Here is a 15,277-nt window from a genome sequence, read left to right on the forward strand (position 1 = left end):
CCCTCGTTCCGCCGGGTAGCGAGGACCTGGACGTCGACGCACTTCTCGACGCTCTCCTCGCGGGTTGACTCGGAGGCGCCGGCCGTCCGGGCAAGCACGCTGAGTACGGCTGCGCGTCCGGGTCTCTCGGTGCGGCCGACGGGTGCCCGTACGGCTACCGGCCGGGCGCCGGCCCGGCCGCGTCGAACTCCGCCCAGACGGTCTTGCCCGTGCTGTGCCGCTCCGTCCCCCAACGGTCCGACGTCCGCTGGACGATGAAGAGGCCGTGCCCGCCGGGGACGGATGGCTGATGGGGCCGGCGCGGGGCGGGCAGGGTGGTGTCGCCGTCGCTGACCTCGACGCGAAGGCGCCCGTCGGAGGCGTCGAGGACGATCTCCAGCGGGCCACCGGCGTGCAGCATGGCGTTGGCGACGAGTTCCGCCACCACCAGGATGATGTCGTCCACGGCGTGCTGGTCGATGCCGAACGAGCCGGCGGGGTTCCAGTCCTGAAGGGCCCGCGCGGTGAACGCCCGGGCTCCGGCCACCGGTTTGGGCAGATCGGCCAGCGGCATGCGTCGACGCCGGCCGCCCGTCGGCAGGGCGCCGTGCCCGGGACGACCGTCGTCCAGGGCGCCCGGGATGGTCGTCATGTGCGGGTGCCCCTTCGGTGTCGGCTTCGCCGTCGAGCCTGCGGTCTGTCCGGTCGGTTGCCCCGTCGTGCTCGGATCACGCCCCCGCTCAGGAGGGTACCGCTCATGTCGCGAGAGCTGAGTCGACGGACTCGTGGATCGAGAAGACGCTCTGCGCGCCGGTCAGTTCGAGGACGCGCATCACCGTCGGGGCGACCGCGGCCAGCCGGAGATCGACGCCCGCCGCCAGTGCCGCCGCACGCGTCTTCAGCAGCAGGTTCAACCCGGAGGAGTCACAGAACTCGACGTGTTCGAGGTCCACCACCAGAACCCGCGGGCCCTGCGCGACCAGTTGGGACAGCGATTCCTGCGCGGGCATGAGGGTTTCGATGTCGAGGTCCCCCGCGACGCGACAGACCGCTTCGCGGGCCTGCGTATGGTGGACCTGCACCGTGAGCGGCGCCTCGTGCGGATGCCCGGCCGTCATACCGGCTCCCTGCTCGTTCTCGGCTGGCATTGTCGTCGTTCCCTCCGGAGGGTGCGCCTCGACCTTACGCACGCCGCCCCTGCGCGGCCAAGCCCCGGGACGGGCACGGCGCCGGTTCCGGTCGGCGCGGAAGGCAGGCGTGCGCGGCTCCCGCCCGTCCGGCCGCTCCCGCGCGGACACGCCGACGAGGCAGGTGTCGGCCCAAGCCCCGCCAGTGCCGTGCCTTCCGCCGTGCCCTCGATTTCCTCCCCCACCTCATGGACGATCCGTCCGAACCGGTGCCTGGTCGTCCGCGCCGTGCCGGGAGCGGGCCTCCATCTGGCCCTGGACGTATGGGTCGGTCTCCGGGGCGTACGGACCACCGTGCGTGGTGAGGTGCTCCTCGATGCGCTCCCGCTCGGCCACGACCGTCGGATCGGCACCCTCCTCGCGTGCCGCCTCCAGCGCGGCCTCGGCCTGGTGGTGGCGCATTCCCGTGGCCTGTGCCCGTACCCGGTCGCGAACCGCCCACTCGCCCGGTGCGGGATCGTGCGGCTCGTGCGCCGCCTCGACGGCGGCCTCGTCCGGGTGTCCGGTCATGATGCTCCTCTCGCGTGGTACGGCGGGACCCACGCGACACCGCCTGCACAGAAGCGGCGGCCCCCGACGCTGTGCACGTCGAGGGCCGCGCGCGGACAACCGGGTCAGGACTTCTGGCGGCGGCCGCGCAGAGAGTCCTCGGCTCCGCGGGCCCGTTCCTCGGCCTTGCCCGCGGTTCCTCGCAGCTTGCCTTTGGCCTCGTCCGTCTTGCCTTCGGCTTCCATCCGCTCGTTGCCGGTCATCTTGCCGGCGGCTTGCTTCGCCTTGCCCTTGGCCTGCTCCATCTTGCCCTTGGCCTTCTCAGCCATGAAAGAGTCTCCTTCTCGAAGAACGCGCCTACGCCCACAAAGTAAAGGGAATCCGGACGTTTCGCGCGTCGAGACGAGACCCTTCGCAGGCGCAGAGTGCCCGCGCCGACGGCTCATCGCCAGGATCTGCTCGCGATGAGCCGCCCGGCCACCGGCACGGCGAGCGGACCCACCGCGCCTGGTGGCCCCCTTGAGCGATGTGAACCTCGGCCTCGGAGCCGACAGCTGCGCGACAGACCGAAAGGGGAGGGGTCACACGTGGCCGTCGAGGTCGGCTTCACCGCCGACATCGGCTTGGCGGCGCCCTCCGTCCCGCCGGCCACGGCGATGCCGCTTCACCGACCCGATGCCCCTGCCGCCTCGTCGGCCCCCACCTCGCAGGAGCGGTCCGACGGTCAGTGCACCGGGAGCAGGGCCGGGGTGGTCGCGATGCCTGCCCGCAACACCAGCGGCCTTGCCGCAGGTGAGCACGGGGTACTGGTCGCAGCGGAGGCCCGGGGCTCCCCCGTGGGAACGGCAGTTCATTGAGCCGCGGGAGCGGTACGCACGGCAACCACGCCGTGCGGTACGGGATCAGCGACGGGCACAGCTCCAAGCGCCCATGCCCTGCATGGCGGCCAGTTTCCGGGCAGTGGCGATCTGCTCCGACTTGGTGGCGAGGTCGGCTCGAGGGGCGTACCGGGTACCGCCTGCAGCCTTCCAACTCGACTGGGTGAACTGCAGACCGCCGTAGTGACCGTTGCCGGTGTTGGCACGCCAGTTGCCACCGGACTCGCACTGGGCGATGGCATCCCAATTGACCTTTGGTTTGGACGCGTGCTCAGCGGCATGAGCCGTGAACGAGCTCAGCGGCACCAGCTGGCACAGGACCGACGCGCACAACAGCAGCCAGGCCATGCGTGCGGTTCGGTAACGCTCCTGGAAGCGGGACATGGATCCTCCGTAAGTCGACGATCGGCCCGGGAGGGGCCGGCTGTGGCTGATGGGTTCTTGTCTTCGGTGGCTTTGAAGGAGTGGCCGCCCGGCTCTCTTGAACGCCCCGGCTGCCGAGAGGGATGTGTGCGCTTCGTGCGGTCCCTGATGAGGGAGACAGCAAGGTGTTCTGCGTTGCGGCGGCCTGTCGTTGGGACCGGAGACGGCAAGTGGGAAGGCCACACGCCCGGGTCGGCATCGATGCCGAGTCCGTCGTTGCCGCCGGGGACCCGTCGGCCTGCGCGGACGCCGCCCGTCCGGCCTCGGCGGCGGGGCCCGTACCCGTCCGGCACGGCTCCGGACGCCGCGCCGGTAGTCTGCACCACCCCGGGCGCCACAGCCGCCGACCGGGACGAGCGTGGTGCGTGTGCACCCGGACCGGCATCATCCGCGAGGAATCCAGCCGGGACCTCCGCCCCGAGAAGCGTGGCGAGGGCCGCGAACATGTCCGGGCCGTCATCGGCCTGGCCTGCCGGCGAGGCGGCGTCCGGAGGGAACGCCCGTGCAGCAGACGGGGGTTCGCCCCGACCCTGCCGGTCGCGCAGACGGCTTGACTTCGCCATCAGGCTCCTTCGCTGTCCGGTCGAGCGCCGATCCGAGCCGACGGTCCGCCGCCCACTGCTGATACAGCCGTACACGGAGCACAGCACGATGGCCTGGGCACCCCCTGGCTTCTCGGGCAGGAAACCGAGCGGAGGCACCCGAATGGCGTCATAATGATCGCTCGATTCCACAGCACGGAACCGCGGGCAGCCCTGGAACCTTGGGAGGCCACGACCGCCCGCCGGGAAGCCCAACCCACCGGCGGCAGCCGCCGCGACGTCCGATCGGACGTCCCCTGCGGAGGTGGGAGAAGGTGGGCAGGCGGCGGCAACCCATCGGCCCACTGGCCTCGGTGGAGGGGCCGCGGCCCCGGTGAAGGGCCCAACTGCAGTACCCGGGCTGTCACGGCGGTGGACCCGGCGACGGACGCGGCGTCGGCCTGGAAGGGGCGTCCGAGCGCGGCGCACCGGAAGGAAGGGGGGAGTCAACTCGCCGAACGGGGGCAGGCGCGCAGCATGACAGCGATCCCCGCGTCCGTACTTGCCGACGCCGCCGGCCCCCCGGGGCCCCTCTGGCTGCATCTCCTCCTCCTCGCCTTCGCGTTGGGCGTCCTCGTCCACAACCTGTCAAGCGGTCGCTAGACCCTCTGGTATCAGCCGCCCCGCAGTCCGGCCGAGGCGACAGGAAAGGAACGACGAAGAGCACGGTGAAGTGACGCACCGACACCTGACTAACCACCCTCGTGGGACAGTGGTCGAGGCGTCGGCCTCCCCGCCCGTGCCGTCACCCGGCACCCGGCACCGGGGGGCCGGTTCACCCGCCGGACGGCCGACGCAGCCTCAACCGGTTCACGCGCCTGCCCGCGCGCCTCTCGGCCGTACCCCGGGCCGCTGTGCGGATCGCCGCAGATCTTTGCGACCGCCGTTCCGGGAGGGTGGCACCGTGACCGCGCCCCTGGGTCACGCACCGCGGCGACTCCCGGCCGGATCCCGATCCATGCGCGCCAGGCGGCCGCCGCCGGGCCCTGGACTCCAGCTGATCGCTCCGCTCCCGGCTTCCACGGGGCGATCGCGGCGACCCTTTGCGCTGACGACCCCGGCTCCCTTGGGTGGACCGGCAGGAGTGCGGGTAGACACCCGACATGAATGGAACAGAACAGTGGAAACCCGGTGAAATCGTCCCACGCAGTGGCATCTACGCATGTGACTGCGGCAAGGAACACCTGTGGAGCAAGAGCACCGATGTGCGCGGTCACCGGTTCCCGCCCCTGCCCTACGACTGTTCGGGTCAGGCGTGGACCTTGCGCACCCAGGCCCACCCCGACACGGAATGAGACCGCCGTGCGACTGCGGACCAGTGATCCGCATGCAGCGGGGTGGCGCCGGGTCCGCCACGGCCGGGGCTTCCGCTACCTGGACGCGGACGACCGGCCGCTGCCGGCACCGGATCGAGAACGGGTCCGTGCGCTCGCGATACCCCCGGCGTGGCGCGACGTCTGGGTCTGCCCGTGGCCGAACGGGCACATACAGGCCCAGGGTACTGACGCCGCCGGGCGGCGTCAGTACCTCTACCATCCGGCGTTCCGCGAGCAGCAGGACGCCGCCAAGCACGAGCACGTCCAGGATGTGGCCCGCTCCCTGCCGCGGTTGCGCGAGCACGTCGCGCGGGACCTGGCCGGGCGGGGCCTGACCAGGGACCGCGTCCTGGCGTGCATGGCCAGACTGCTCGACACGGGCTTCCTGCGGATCGGCGGCGAGCGCTACGCCCGGGACAACGGGAGTTTCGGGCTCACCACGCTGTTGCGGGAGCACGCCGCCTGCCGGAGGGGCGAGGTCACGCTGGATTTCCCGGCCAAGTCCGGCAGGACGGTCAGCCGAGCGCTGGTGGACGAGCAGGCGCACGCGGTGGTACGGGCGCTGCTCCGGCGCAAGGACCCTGGGCCGAGGCTTTTCGCCTACTGGGAGCACGGGGCGTGGCACGAGGTTCATGCCGAGGACCTGAACGCCTACCTGCAGGAGCAGTCGGGGTGCGATGTGACGGCGAAGGACTTCAGGACCTGGTACGCCACCGTGCTCGCCGCAGTGGCCCTGGCCGTGTCCGATGGCACGGCCGAGGCGTCCCGCGCGCGGCGCGGCAGGGCCGTGGCACGGGCCGTGCGCGAGGTCGGCGACTACCTGGGGAACACACCCGCCGTGTGCAGGGCGTCCTACATCGACCCCCGCGTCGTCGAGCTCTACGAGGACGGGCAGACCATCGCCCCCGCCCTCGGCGCCCTGGGAAAGGACGCCGTCTTCGGCCGGCCGGCCACTCAGGGCGTCGTCGAGGGCGCTGTCCTCGACCTCCTCCGAGCGGGCCACGCCTGACCGCGCGGACCGCGGCGGACCGCCGCGGTTCACGGGCACGCAGGGCACATCCGACCGCCGGACCGGTGGTGAGGGCGCGGCTGCCGGAGGCACGGTCGGACGGCGCACGCGTGGAGACCGCGCAGACCGGCCCGACCACCGAGGACGGCCCGGCCCAGGTGGCCGCGCAGCAGTCAGCAGTCCCAGTCGGTGACGGCCGGCGGTGAGGTGCCTGCAGCCGCCGACGTCATCGACCGGCTCGCCGAGGACCATGACCGCTGGCGCCGGCCGTGAGGCGCGCCCGGCATTCGCGCCGAGATCAGGTGGCGGACGGGAACCTGTCCCAGGCCCGGTGCTCGGCCAGGGCTGCGGTGACGGCCTCGGCGGCCGCCGCGCCTTCCCCGCCCAGCGCGATGCCGGGTTCCCCCTCGCCGATGCCGATGGCTTCGAGGAGCCGATGGGCGCCGTTCCAGCCGCCGAGGGCCTTCCCGTGGCGGTAGGCCTCGGTCAGCAGGAGCACGACCCGGGGATCGGGGCCGTGCCGCCCGGGCGCACCCGCCTTCGCGTCGCGGGCGCCGTGGGCATCGGAGCCCGGCTCGGGTGCGCCGGCGAGGAGGAGGGCGTCGAACTCCACGGAGCGGGCGGTGGCGAACGTGCGCTGAACGGCGATGGGGTCCCCGGCGGAGTCGAGGTTCCCGCCGGTCGGGGCGATGACGAGCGGTACCATGCCCGCGTCAAGAACCGTCTGCCGTGCGCTCCGGACGCCTTCGAGGTCGGCTGCGGCGTCGGCGATGATGCCGACCGTGCGCCCGTCGACCGGCCATGTCCGGCCCACCTGCGAGAGGGCGGGGCTGGGTTCGACCTCGGCGAGGGGGACGGTGGGAGCCGGTGCGGGCAGGCCGAGGCCTTCGGCCACCTGCTCGCACAGGTGGGTGTCGACGTTCGCCAGGACTCCCAGCATGCGTTCCTTGATGGTCTTTTCGTGGCACTTGTTCAGTTCGAAGGTGTAGGCGGCGATGATGTGCTCGCGCTCCGGCGGGCTCATGCTGAGCCAGAAGAGCCGGGGCTGGCTGAAGTGGTCCGAGAAGGAGGCGGGCGCCTCACGGACCTTGCTCGCCTCGGGAACCTTCACGGGTGCCTCGACGAGGGCGCCGGTGTCGGTGCCCGCGAGGAAGGGGCAGCCGCCGTCCAGGCTGTTGGGCCGGTAAGGGGCCACACCGGTGTGAACGGCGCTTTGGTGCATGCCGTCGCGGAGCATGTCGTTCACCGGGGCGTGGGGCCGGTTGACCGGGATCTGGGCGAAGTTCGGGCCGCCCAGCCGGCTGATCTGGGTGTCCAGGTAGGAGAAGAGGCGGCCGGCGAGGAGCGGGTCGTCGGTGAGGTCGATACCGGGGACGAGGTGGCCGGGGTGGAAGGCCACCTGTTCGGTCTCGGCGAAGAAGTTCTTCGTGTTGGCGTTGAGCGTCATCAGCCCGATGGGCTGCACCGGCGCGAGTTCCTCAGGGACGATCTTCGTGGGGTCGAGGAGGTCGATGCCTTCGAAGGTCTGGTCCGGCGTGTCGGGGAAGACCTGGATGCCCAGCTCCCATTGAGGAAAGGCGCCGGACTCGATGGCGTCGAAGAGGTCCCGCCGGTGGAAGTCGGGATCCATCCCGTTGATGAGCTGGGCCTCCTCCCACACCAGGGAGTGCACCCCCAGCTTCGGCTTCCAGTGGAACTTCGCCAAAGCGGTCTCGCCAAGGGCGCTGACCAGGCGGAACGTGTGGACGCCGAAGCCCTCCATCATCCGGTAGGAGCGGGGGATCCCGCGGTCGGACATGTTCCACAGCGTGTGGTGCGTGGCTTCGGTGTGGAGCGACACGAAATCCCAGAACGTGTCGTGTGCGCTCTGGGCCTGGGGGATCTCCCGGTCGGGATGCGGCTTGCCCGCGTGGATGATGTCGGGGAACTTGATCGCGTCCTGGATGAAGAACACGGGGATGTTGTTCCCGACCAGGTCGAAAGTGCCCTCGTCGGTGTAGAACTTCGTCGCGAAACCCCTCGTGTCGCGTACGGTGTCCGCCGAACCGCGGGAGCCGAGAACGGTGGAGAACCGGACGAAGACGGGCGTCTCCACATCCTTCGCGAGGAAAGCGGCCCGCGTCACTTCTCCGGCTGCGCCGTAGCCCTGGAAGACTCCGTGGGCGGCCGCCCCGCGGGCATGGACCACGCGCTCCGGGATCCGCTCGTGGTCGAAGTGCGTGATCTTCTCTCGCAGGTGGTGGTCCTGGAGCAGGACCGGTCCGCGCGGCCCCGCTTTCAGGGAGTGGTCGCTGTCATACAGCCGTGTCCCCTGGGCGTTGGTCAGGTACGCGCCGCTCTGCGCCACTCGTGCCTGCTCCGCGCCGGTCGCCTGACCGGTGGGGCTCACGGTCTCCGGTCCTCCCTGATCGGTTTTGGGCGGGAGGGGCTCCGCGGGCTGTGTCGGCTCGGCCACGGGCGGGGATACCGGGCCCGGCTTGCCCGGCAGGCCGGCTTCTCCCGACTCCGAGGCCCCGGAGGCGCGCTTCGTGGTCATCTCATCTCCCCTAGACGGTCTGCTGGACGGTTCAGCCATGACCGGCAAGCGTCCGCTCTCAAACGGATTGCAGGTGTTTCTCACCCGCCTCCGCCCTCGTGGCATCTGCCGGCCGGCTTCGCGGCCCCATCGGGGCCGTTGACGGGCGAGCTGTCGAAGCGCTGGAGCTTCCCCCGCCGGTGCAGAGCGACGGGAACCGGGCGTCACCCGCCATCCGCACCATCGCCTGCCTCCCGTACGCCGCAAGCTCCCGGACGCCGTCGATCTGCGGCAGCTGCCCTGAGGTGAGGGCCGGCCCGCAGACCGGCCCGCAGACCTGCCGCGCATCATTGTCCACCGCCCGACCTGCCGGCAGCAGCGGCCGCTGATGCCGCCGGCGGCCCGGCACCATACGGCCGTTCGCCGGACGCGCCTCGCCCACGGGAGCCGCCCCGGCTGGTGTCCTGGAGCCCGAACCTCCATGGTCGACGGTGCACCGGGGCCGACCGTGCACGAGGACAGAAGACGGCGAGCGGTCCCGGATGACGGGCCGGCGGAACGGACGGACCTATGCGCAGCGTGGGCGTGGAAGAGGAACTGCTGCTGGCGGCTGAGGACACGGGGGAACCGCTGGCCGTGTCGAGCATGGTGCTCGCCGCGGCGGACCGGGCCGCTGCAGGACCCGCGTCCGATCCGGGCGGCGACGGCCACGCGTTGGAGTCGGAACTCCAGGAGGAGCAGGTCGAGTTCGCCACCTCCCCGGTGACGGAGATGGGTGAACTCCAGGACGAGATCGTCCGCCGTCGCTCGGAGGCGGCACGGCACGCGGCAGAGGCCGGGGCGGTCGTCGCCGCCCTGGCCACCTCACCGCTCCCGGTCCGGCCCTCGATGTCGCCGGGACGCCGCTACGAGTGGGTGGCACGGCAGTTCGGCCTGACCGCTCAGGAACAGCTCACCTGCGGCTGTCACGTCCACGTGTCCGTGGAGTCGGACGAGGAGGGCATCGCGGTCCTGGACCGTATCCGCCCCTGGCTGGCCGTGCTCACCGCGATGAGCGCGAACTCGCCGTTCTGGCAGGGCAAGGACACTGCGTACGCCGCATATCGCAGCCGGGTGTGGAACCGGCTCCCCTCTGCGGGCCCCACCGACGTCTTCGGGTCCGCCGACGGCTATCACGCCGAGGTGGGGGCCATGGTCGAGTCGGGCGTGCTGCGGGACAGGGCAATGATCTACTTCGACGCGCGGCTGTCCGCCTCCTATCCGACGGTGGAGGTCAGGGTGGCGGACGTCTGCCTCCACGCGACGACGCCCGTCCTCCTGGCCGCCCTGGTGCGGGGGCTCGTCGAGACGGCGGCCCGCTCCTGGCGGGCAGGCGAACCGCCGGCCCGGATCAGCACCGGCCTGTTGCGGCTGGCCAATTGGCAGGCCGCCCGTTCGGGCCTCGACGGGCCCGTGCTGAACCCGGTGTCGATGCTGCCGACGGCGCCCGTGGCCGCGCTGGACGCGCTGTGCCGGCATGTCGGGCCGGCCCTGGCGGACGCCGGTGACGCGGGCCTGGTCCGGGCCGGGATCGCCGAGCTCGTGGAGCGCGGCAACGGGGCGCGCATCCAGCGGGAGCTGCTGCGCTCGAAGGGGTCTTTGACCGCAGTCGTCCGGGAGTGCGCGCGGATCACGACGCGCGGAACAGGCTGACGTGCCCGGGCGGGGAAATCGCCGGCGGGACTTCCGCGGTCCCCGGTTATCCTGCGTCGTCCCGTACACGCCAAGGAGGTCCCCCCATGGACAGCACCACGTCGTCTTTTCCCGAGCGGCTCGAGCTCGCGGGGGAGGGTCTCGTCCTGCGCGACTGGACGGAGGCGGACCTGGCAGCGATGCCGGAGCTGTTCGACCACGCCGACATCGCCTACTGGACGCCCATCGCCTCACCCTTCGACGCAGCGGCCGCCGAGGCACGGCTGGTCCGGAGCCGGCGGCTCCGGACGGAGGGCACGGCCGTCCTGCTCGCCATCACCGTCGACGGCGGCGCGCCGCTCGGCGAGGTGATGCTGCGGAACGCCCCCGAAGGCACGGAAATCGGATACGCCGTCGGCCCGGCGCACCGCGGGCAGGGGCTGGCGGTGCGGGCGGTGCGGGTGATGGCCGCGTACGCATTCGAGCAGCTGAGAGCCGAGCAGGTGATCCTGGAACTGGAGGCCGAGAACGCGGCCAGCGTCGCCGTCGCCACCCGTGCGGGCTTCAGGCTGCTCGATGTGCCGCTCATCACGGGTGAGGAGAAGGGGCGGCCCTACTCGCTGCAGACGTGGGGTCTGGACCGACCCTGACCCGGGCCGTTCCGACGCGCGTGACGCGCCGCTCGTGTTGCGGCAGGTCGACGGCGTTCTTCGGGCACCCGCGGGGTGCGGTCCCCATGACGGGCCGAAGACCCGTGCCCAGGCCGCACAGGACCCGGTCTCAGGGGATCCGCCACTGCTGGGCCTTGTTGCCGGAGACGCAGGGGACGACGGTCAGCTGCCGGCCTGCGCCATTGGCGGTCAGGCAGCCGCCCTGGAAGGCGATGTCCTTGATGTAGTACGCGGTCGAGGACGGGACCCGCTCCAGGTTCCACCACAGCCCTCCGCCGGCTCCGCCGAGCTCGACGCGCACGGTGTCACTCCGCTCAGGTGCGCGGCGTGCAGCGCCTCCAGGGCCTGCGCCGCGATGTCGAGCGCCCTCTCGGGCGGGAGCGGCCCCGACCGGGCGCGTACCTCGCCGAGGGTCCGGCCCTCGATGAGCTCCATGACGATGTAGGCGACCCGCTCACCCGACGACAGCGGGCTCTCGCCGTAGTCGTGGACGTCGACGATGCCGGGGTGGCTGAGCGAGGCGAGGACGGTGGCCTCGCGCCGGAACCGGGCGGCGAAGCCGGGCGCGTCGAGCAGCGCGGGCAGCAGGACCTTCACCGCGACCTGCCGCCTGAGCACCCCGTCGTCGGCGCGCCACACCTCGCCCATTCCCCCGCCGCCGATCCGCTCGGTCAGCGTGTACCGGTCCCCGAGGACCGTGCCCCGTCCCCACATGCGTGCTCCCCCGCGATGCCAGCTGCTCGGTACTCGGTACAAGTGCAGTCCGGCACAGGGTACTTGGGACCCCGGTAGGCTCCGGGCGAGGCGGCCCGAGGACCTGGCGGCCGTGGCGGCGTGCTGCCGCGCTGTGCGGCCGTCGGCCAAGCCTCACCGCGGCCGGCGGCGACGGAGCCAGAACGCCGTGCCCCATCGGCGTTCGGTCCGGTAGCAGGCTGCGCGGGCGTGCACGAACTCGGTAAGGACGCCGGTGACCACCCCCGGCGTAGCGGCGGATCGCGTCCTCGTCGGCGTCGGCATCCGCGCTGAGCGCGTCGGCGGCGCCACGCCGGTCGAGAGCGCGGAGGTGATGCCGCGGGCGGCTACGGGGTCGGCGGCGGTGACCGCCATGGCGACGCGCTCCCCCGAGGGCAGGGGCGCGGTGTACCACCATCCGAAGGGCTGCGCATTTTCCGCAGGCCGGATCCCGCGGTTCCTCCCTCACACGGAAGGCGTAGGGCACGCCCCGCAGCAGCCAGGCGGTCTCAAGCCCTCGTGTGCAGGCGCTCCTGCACACGCTGCCCGTGCTCGGAGCGGGCGATCTCCAGCAGGCGCCGCCAAGACGCCACCAGGGGCCGGCGCCGCAAGAGCGCGCGCCGCTCCCGCTCGGTCATGCCGCCCCACACCCCGTGCTCGATCCGGTTGTCCAAGGCCTGTGCAAGGCACTCGAGCCTCACCTCGCAGTCGGCGCATACCGCCTTCGCGGCGGTCTGGGCCGCCCCATCACCGAACAAGTCGTCCTGATCCGCATTGCGGCATGCCGCCCGTCCATGCCACGTCTGAGCGTCGTCACCCACCCCGGCGCCGTCCTTCCTCTTGTTCCCGCCCGTGCCGTTCGACCCATACACGCAGCAGCCGGCACGCTCGTTCAGTACGCACGCCATTCGCCACCGACGGACCGCGCCGGCGGGGCTCCCGGAGGCTGCGTGCCCCCGGTGACGGCGGGGCAGGTCGCGGCGGGGCCGCGGGCCCGTGGCGGTGTTCGGGCAGTACGGCCACTCGGCTGCGGCGTTGTTCCCTCCGACCGTGGTCACCGACAGCACACCCGCACCATCAGGCTCCACCACGGGACGGCCGGCGGCCGGGGCCGGCCCGCCCCGTGGTGCGAAAACGCGGGTGCGGGCAGTTCGGGTGGTCAGGGATCATGTCCTCATGGCCCACCCTCTCGAATCCCTGGTCATCCGGCACACCCACCGCCTCCCCCTCCCCTCCGGGCCCGCCGGGCAAGGCGGTGCGGCGGCACGGCAGTTCGACGCCGCGCTGCTGTCGGTGGGCTTCAAACTCTCCGGGGAGCTGCTGGAGCGCCTCTCGGGCCTGTCCGGAGAGGCCGTCCGCGACACCGCGTCGCGCACGCTGGACACCGTGCGCGCCATGGTCGGCGACCACGTCCGGCACAACGCCTACTTCGTCGACTTCCCGGCCAACGTGCCGGACACGCTCGACTTCTGGGTGCAGTGCATCCGCGAGGCGCTCGCCGACGACGCCTCCCGGGCGGGCACCCTCGACCAGCTGCGGTTCGGCATCGTCGACCTGCTGACCCTCCCGACGTACGGCGCCTACCGGCACACGTACGAGGAGATGCTCGCCGCGCACGACGAGCTGATCGCCGCCGCCGGCGACCGCATGACGGTCCTGCACGCGGGCAGCACCCCGGACGACGAGGTCACCGCCCTGTACCTGGCCCTGGCGGGCAGTGCCACCCCGCTGGGCGAGGACGGCCTGCGCGACCTCGCCGTGCTCGCCGGGCACTGCGCCGACGGCCCCCAGCCCGAGGAGATACCCGTCCGGGAGAACCGCGCCGTCATCAATCGCGCCCGCCTCGACCTCGGCGCGGGCCTGCTGCTGGACACCGTCACCGATGTCCTGCGCCTGGCCTGCGCCCTGTCGGACGGCGACGTGACCCTCGCCGAGCCGACCCGGTTCCGTTCGCTGTCCCGTCCGGTCCGTCGCGCCCTCCTCGGCGGCCTCGACGCGGTCGTCGCCGCGTCCCCCGCCAAGCTCGCCGACGTCGCCGCGCACCGTGAGGCGTTCAAGCGCCTCGGCGAGCGCCTCCACCCGCACGAGCACCCGCGCTGGCCGCACGCCGCCGACGTGTTCGCCGTGGCCCGCGGCGAGAAGGAGGCACGGACCCTCGACAGCCGCGTCGAGGAACTGCTCGGCGCCGGCGACGTCCCGGGCGCGGCGCGGCTGCTGGCGGCCGCCGCCCCGGGCAGGCTGCTGCGCTCCCTGGACCGGCTGCTGCGCGCCTGCCCCGGGCAGGAGGAACGCGACGCGGTCACGACCGCCGCCGAGGAGGCCGCCCCGCAGGCCTCCGGCCGGGTCCTGCTGTCGGTACGCGAGCACTTCCACAACCGGACGCAGGAGTCGGTGCAGCGCCGCGTCTTCGTCAACCGCGGGGGCCGCGCCTGGGTCGCCGCGGACACCCGCCCGCCCGTTCCGGAGCCCGACGTCAAGCGCCTGGTCGCGGCCCTGGACGCGGAGACGCGGCGCAGGCTCCCGGAGCCGGGGCACCTGCTGGTCGACCCCGCGGTCCTCGACGTCGCCCTCCCGCTCGGCGGCAAGGCGACGGCCACCGGGTTCGGCGTGCTCCCCCGCGGGTCCCTCTCCCCCGTCGACGGGGAACTGCTGCGGTTCTTCGTCCACTGGCGGCAGGCGCAGCGCAGCACCGACTTCGACCTGTCGGCACTGATGCTGGACGAGTCGTACGAAACCGTCACCTGGCTGTCGTACACAGCCCTCCAGGACCTCGAGGGCGAACACTCGGGCGACATCACCGACGCTCCCGCACCCGACGGCGCCTCGGAGTTCATCAACCTGCGCCTGGACGCCGTACGCGGCGACTTCATCGTCCCGCAGGTCAACATCTTCTCCGGGGAGGGCTTCGAGGAGGTCGCGGAGTCGTTCTTCGGCTTCATGCTGCGCGACGCCGAGCAGCAGGGCCGCCCCTTCGAGCCGCGTACGGTCCGCATGAAGTCGGAGATGCGGGGGACGGGCAGGGTCGCCCTGCCGCTGGTGTTCCTGCGCGGGGACGACGGCCGGTGGTACGCGAAATGGCTGCACCTGTACCTGAAGGGCAACCCGAGCGCCAACCGGGTCGAGGAGAACCGGGTGTCGGTCGCCACGCTGGTGCGCGGGATCGTCGAGCGCGACCAGCTGACGGTCCGGCACCTCGTCGGCCTGATGGCCGACCGCGCCACGACCACCACGTGGTGGGACGGCGTCCAGGTCCCGGACGGCCCGGTCACGTACATCGGCCTGGAACGCCCGGAGGGCCTGCACCCGCAGTCGCTGGTCATCACCCCGGAAAACCTGCGCGCACTGATCCCGGCCTGACTGCTACCGTTGGCCCCGGCGAGGCCATGGGCGGACTTCCTTCTCACCACTCCACTGAACTAGTCCCCCCGCTTTCCTCGCCGTCGACGACGAAGCCGGGATGCCGTTCGGGCATCCCGGCTTCGTCGCGTCCCGCCGCAGTCCGCCGGGGCGCCGGGGCGCCGGAGTGACACGTGCTGCGTTCCCCGCGCCGCTGAGGCGGGTGCTCCGGCCATGGCGGAAATGCGGCGGGGGCGGCCTGCGCAGGAACGCTTGCCGGGGCGCGCGCGGCATACGGAAAAGAGACCGGTTCGCGGCGTACCGCGGGGTGCCGATCCGTCGGGGCGTGCACGATGCCTGCGCATGCGTCCCACCGACACCGTAGCGCGGAGGCGCGATGGACCGTTCGCCACAGCCGTCACCCGCACCCGAACCGGGCGCCGAACCGGACGTCGGCCCGAAGCCGGACGCCGACCGGGGGCCCCTCCCC

General features: G+C 72.3%; 13 protein-coding genes. 5 read left to right on the forward strand and 8 right to left on the reverse strand.

Translation table 11 applies throughout. The annotated features are described in order from the left end of the window. Positions 1–154: 154 nt before the first annotated feature. The 5 genes from HYE82_RS13780 to HYE82_RS13800 form a co-directional block, all read right to left on the reverse strand. On the reverse strand, positions 155–631 hold the full coding sequence (locus HYE82_RS13780) for an ATP-binding protein (protein ID WP_179174310.1): 477 nt from the start codon (positions 629–631) through the stop codon (positions 155–157). Positions 632–734: 103 nt separating this feature from the next. Continuing rightward, positions 735–1,127 carry an STAS domain-containing protein gene (locus HYE82_RS13785; RefSeq protein ID WP_179174311.1) on the reverse strand — a complete coding sequence of 131 codons (393 nt, stop codon included), beginning with the start codon at positions 1,125–1,127 and terminating at the stop codon, positions 735–737. A 225-nt stretch (positions 1,128–1,352) separates the two neighbouring features. Then, positions 1,353–1,676, reverse strand: coding sequence for a hypothetical protein (locus HYE82_RS13790; protein ID WP_256987188.1), 324 nt, complete (start codon positions 1,674–1,676; stop codon positions 1,353–1,355). 104 nt (positions 1,677–1,780) lie between these two features. After that, a complete protein-coding gene (locus tag HYE82_RS13795; protein WP_179174312.1) occupies positions 1,781–1,984 on the reverse strand; it encodes a CsbD family protein in 204 nt (67 codons plus the stop codon). 573 nt (positions 1,985–2,557) lie between these two features. Then, positions 2,558–2,917, reverse strand: coding sequence for a transglycosylase family protein (locus HYE82_RS13800; RefSeq protein ID WP_179174313.1), 360 nt, complete (start codon positions 2,915–2,917; stop codon positions 2,558–2,560). 1,097 nt (positions 2,918–4,014) lie between these two features. On the opposite strand from HYE82_RS13800, the gene HYE82_RS38010 reads away from it, so the two are divergent. Together HYE82_RS38010 and HYE82_RS13805 are read left to right on the forward strand one after the other, a co-directional pair. After that, on the forward strand, positions 4,015–4,140 hold the full coding sequence (locus tag HYE82_RS38010; RefSeq protein ID WP_256987189.1) for a hypothetical protein: 126 nt from the start codon (positions 4,015–4,017) through the stop codon (positions 4,138–4,140). 699 nt (positions 4,141–4,839) lie between these two features. Continuing rightward, positions 4,840–5,862 carry a DNA topoisomerase IB gene (locus HYE82_RS13805; protein ID WP_309144312.1) on the forward strand — a complete coding sequence of 341 codons (1,023 nt, stop codon included), beginning with the start codon at positions 4,840–4,842 and terminating at the stop codon, positions 5,860–5,862. A gap of 298 nt (positions 5,863–6,160) precedes the next feature. On the opposite strand, the gene HYE82_RS13810 is transcribed toward HYE82_RS13805, so the two are convergent. Then, positions 6,161–8,398, reverse strand: a complete 2,238-nt coding sequence (locus HYE82_RS13810) for a catalase (protein ID WP_179174315.1) — start codon at positions 8,396–8,398, stop codon at positions 6,161–6,163. Between the two features lie 549 nt (positions 8,399–8,947). Between HYE82_RS13810 and HYE82_RS13815 the strand changes: the two genes are divergently transcribed. Both HYE82_RS13815 and HYE82_RS13820 read left to right on the forward strand, forming a co-directional pair. Further along, positions 8,948–10,069, forward strand: coding sequence for a glutamate--cysteine ligase (locus HYE82_RS13815; protein ID WP_179174316.1), 1,122 nt, complete (start codon positions 8,948–8,950; stop codon positions 10,067–10,069). A gap of 86 nt (positions 10,070–10,155) precedes the next feature. Next, positions 10,156–10,698 carry a GNAT family N-acetyltransferase gene (locus tag HYE82_RS13820; RefSeq protein ID WP_179174317.1) on the forward strand — a complete coding sequence of 181 codons (543 nt, stop codon included), beginning with the start codon at positions 10,156–10,158 and terminating at the stop codon, positions 10,696–10,698. A gap of 210 nt (positions 10,699–10,908) precedes the next feature. Here the strand turns inward: HYE82_RS13820 and HYE82_RS13825 are convergent, their stop codons facing one another. Both HYE82_RS13825 and HYE82_RS13830 read right to left on the reverse strand, forming a co-directional pair. Continuing rightward, complete coding sequence (locus tag HYE82_RS13825) at positions 10,909–11,433, reverse strand: serine/threonine-protein kinase (protein WP_179174318.1); 525 nt, start codon at positions 11,431–11,433, stop codon at positions 10,909–10,911. A gap of 527 nt (positions 11,434–11,960) precedes the next feature. Continuing rightward, entirely contained in the window at positions 11,961–12,359 is a 399-nt protein-coding gene (locus tag HYE82_RS13830; protein WP_179174319.1) for a WhiB family transcriptional regulator, read from the reverse strand. A gap of 268 nt (positions 12,360–12,627) precedes the next feature. On the opposite strand from HYE82_RS13830, the gene HYE82_RS13835 reads away from it, so the two are divergent. Next, positions 12,628–14,808: a TerD family protein gene (locus tag HYE82_RS13835; RefSeq protein ID WP_179174320.1), complete on the forward strand. Its 2,181-nt coding sequence runs from the start codon at positions 12,628–12,630 to the stop codon at positions 14,806–14,808. The last annotated feature ends 469 nt before the right edge of the window (positions 14,809–15,277 follow it).

The organism is Streptomyces sp. BR123 (assembly GCF_013401435.1).
Classification (GTDB): domain Bacteria; phylum Actinomycetota; class Actinomycetes; order Streptomycetales; family Streptomycetaceae; genus Streptomyces.

Coding starts and splice junctions, on each gene's coding strand:
- HYE82_RS38010 (WP_256987189.1), top strand. CDS start 4,015: ATGACAGCGATCCCCGCGTCCGTACTTGCCGACGCCGCCGGCCCCCCG.
- HYE82_RS13835 (WP_179174320.1), top strand. CDS start 12,628: ATGGCCCACCCTCTCGAATCCCTGGTCATCCGGCACACCCACCGCCTC.
- HYE82_RS13825 (WP_179174318.1), bottom strand. CDS start 11,433: ATGTGGGGACGGGGCACGGTCCTCGGGGACCGGTACACGCTGACCGAG.
- HYE82_RS13795 (WP_179174312.1), bottom strand. CDS start 1,984: ATGGCTGAGAAGGCCAAGGGCAAGATGGAGCAGGCCAAGGGCAAGGCG.
- HYE82_RS13810 (WP_179174315.1), bottom strand. CDS start 8,398: ATGACCACGAAGCGCGCCTCCGGGGCCTCGGAGTCGGGAGAAGCCGGC.
- HYE82_RS13785 (WP_179174311.1), bottom strand. CDS start 1,127: ATGCCAGCCGAGAACGAGCAGGGAGCCGGTATGACGGCCGGGCATCCG.
- HYE82_RS13815 (WP_179174316.1), top strand. CDS start 8,948: ATGCGCAGCGTGGGCGTGGAAGAGGAACTGCTGCTGGCGGCTGAGGAC.
- HYE82_RS13780 (WP_179174310.1), bottom strand. CDS start 631: ATGACGACCATCCCGGGCGCCCTGGACGACGGTCGTCCCGGGCACGGC.
- HYE82_RS13820 (WP_179174317.1), top strand. CDS start 10,156: ATGGACAGCACCACGTCGTCTTTTCCCGAGCGGCTCGAGCTCGCGGGG.
- HYE82_RS13830 (WP_179174319.1), bottom strand. CDS start 12,359: ATGGCGTGCGTACTGAACGAGCGTGCCGGCTGCTGCGTGTATGGGTCG.
- HYE82_RS13790 (WP_256987188.1), bottom strand. CDS start 1,676: ATGACCGGACACCCGGACGAGGCCGCCGTCGAGGCGGCGCACGAGCCG.
- HYE82_RS13800 (WP_179174313.1), bottom strand. CDS start 2,917: ATGTCCCGCTTCCAGGAGCGTTACCGAACCGCACGCATGGCCTGGCTG.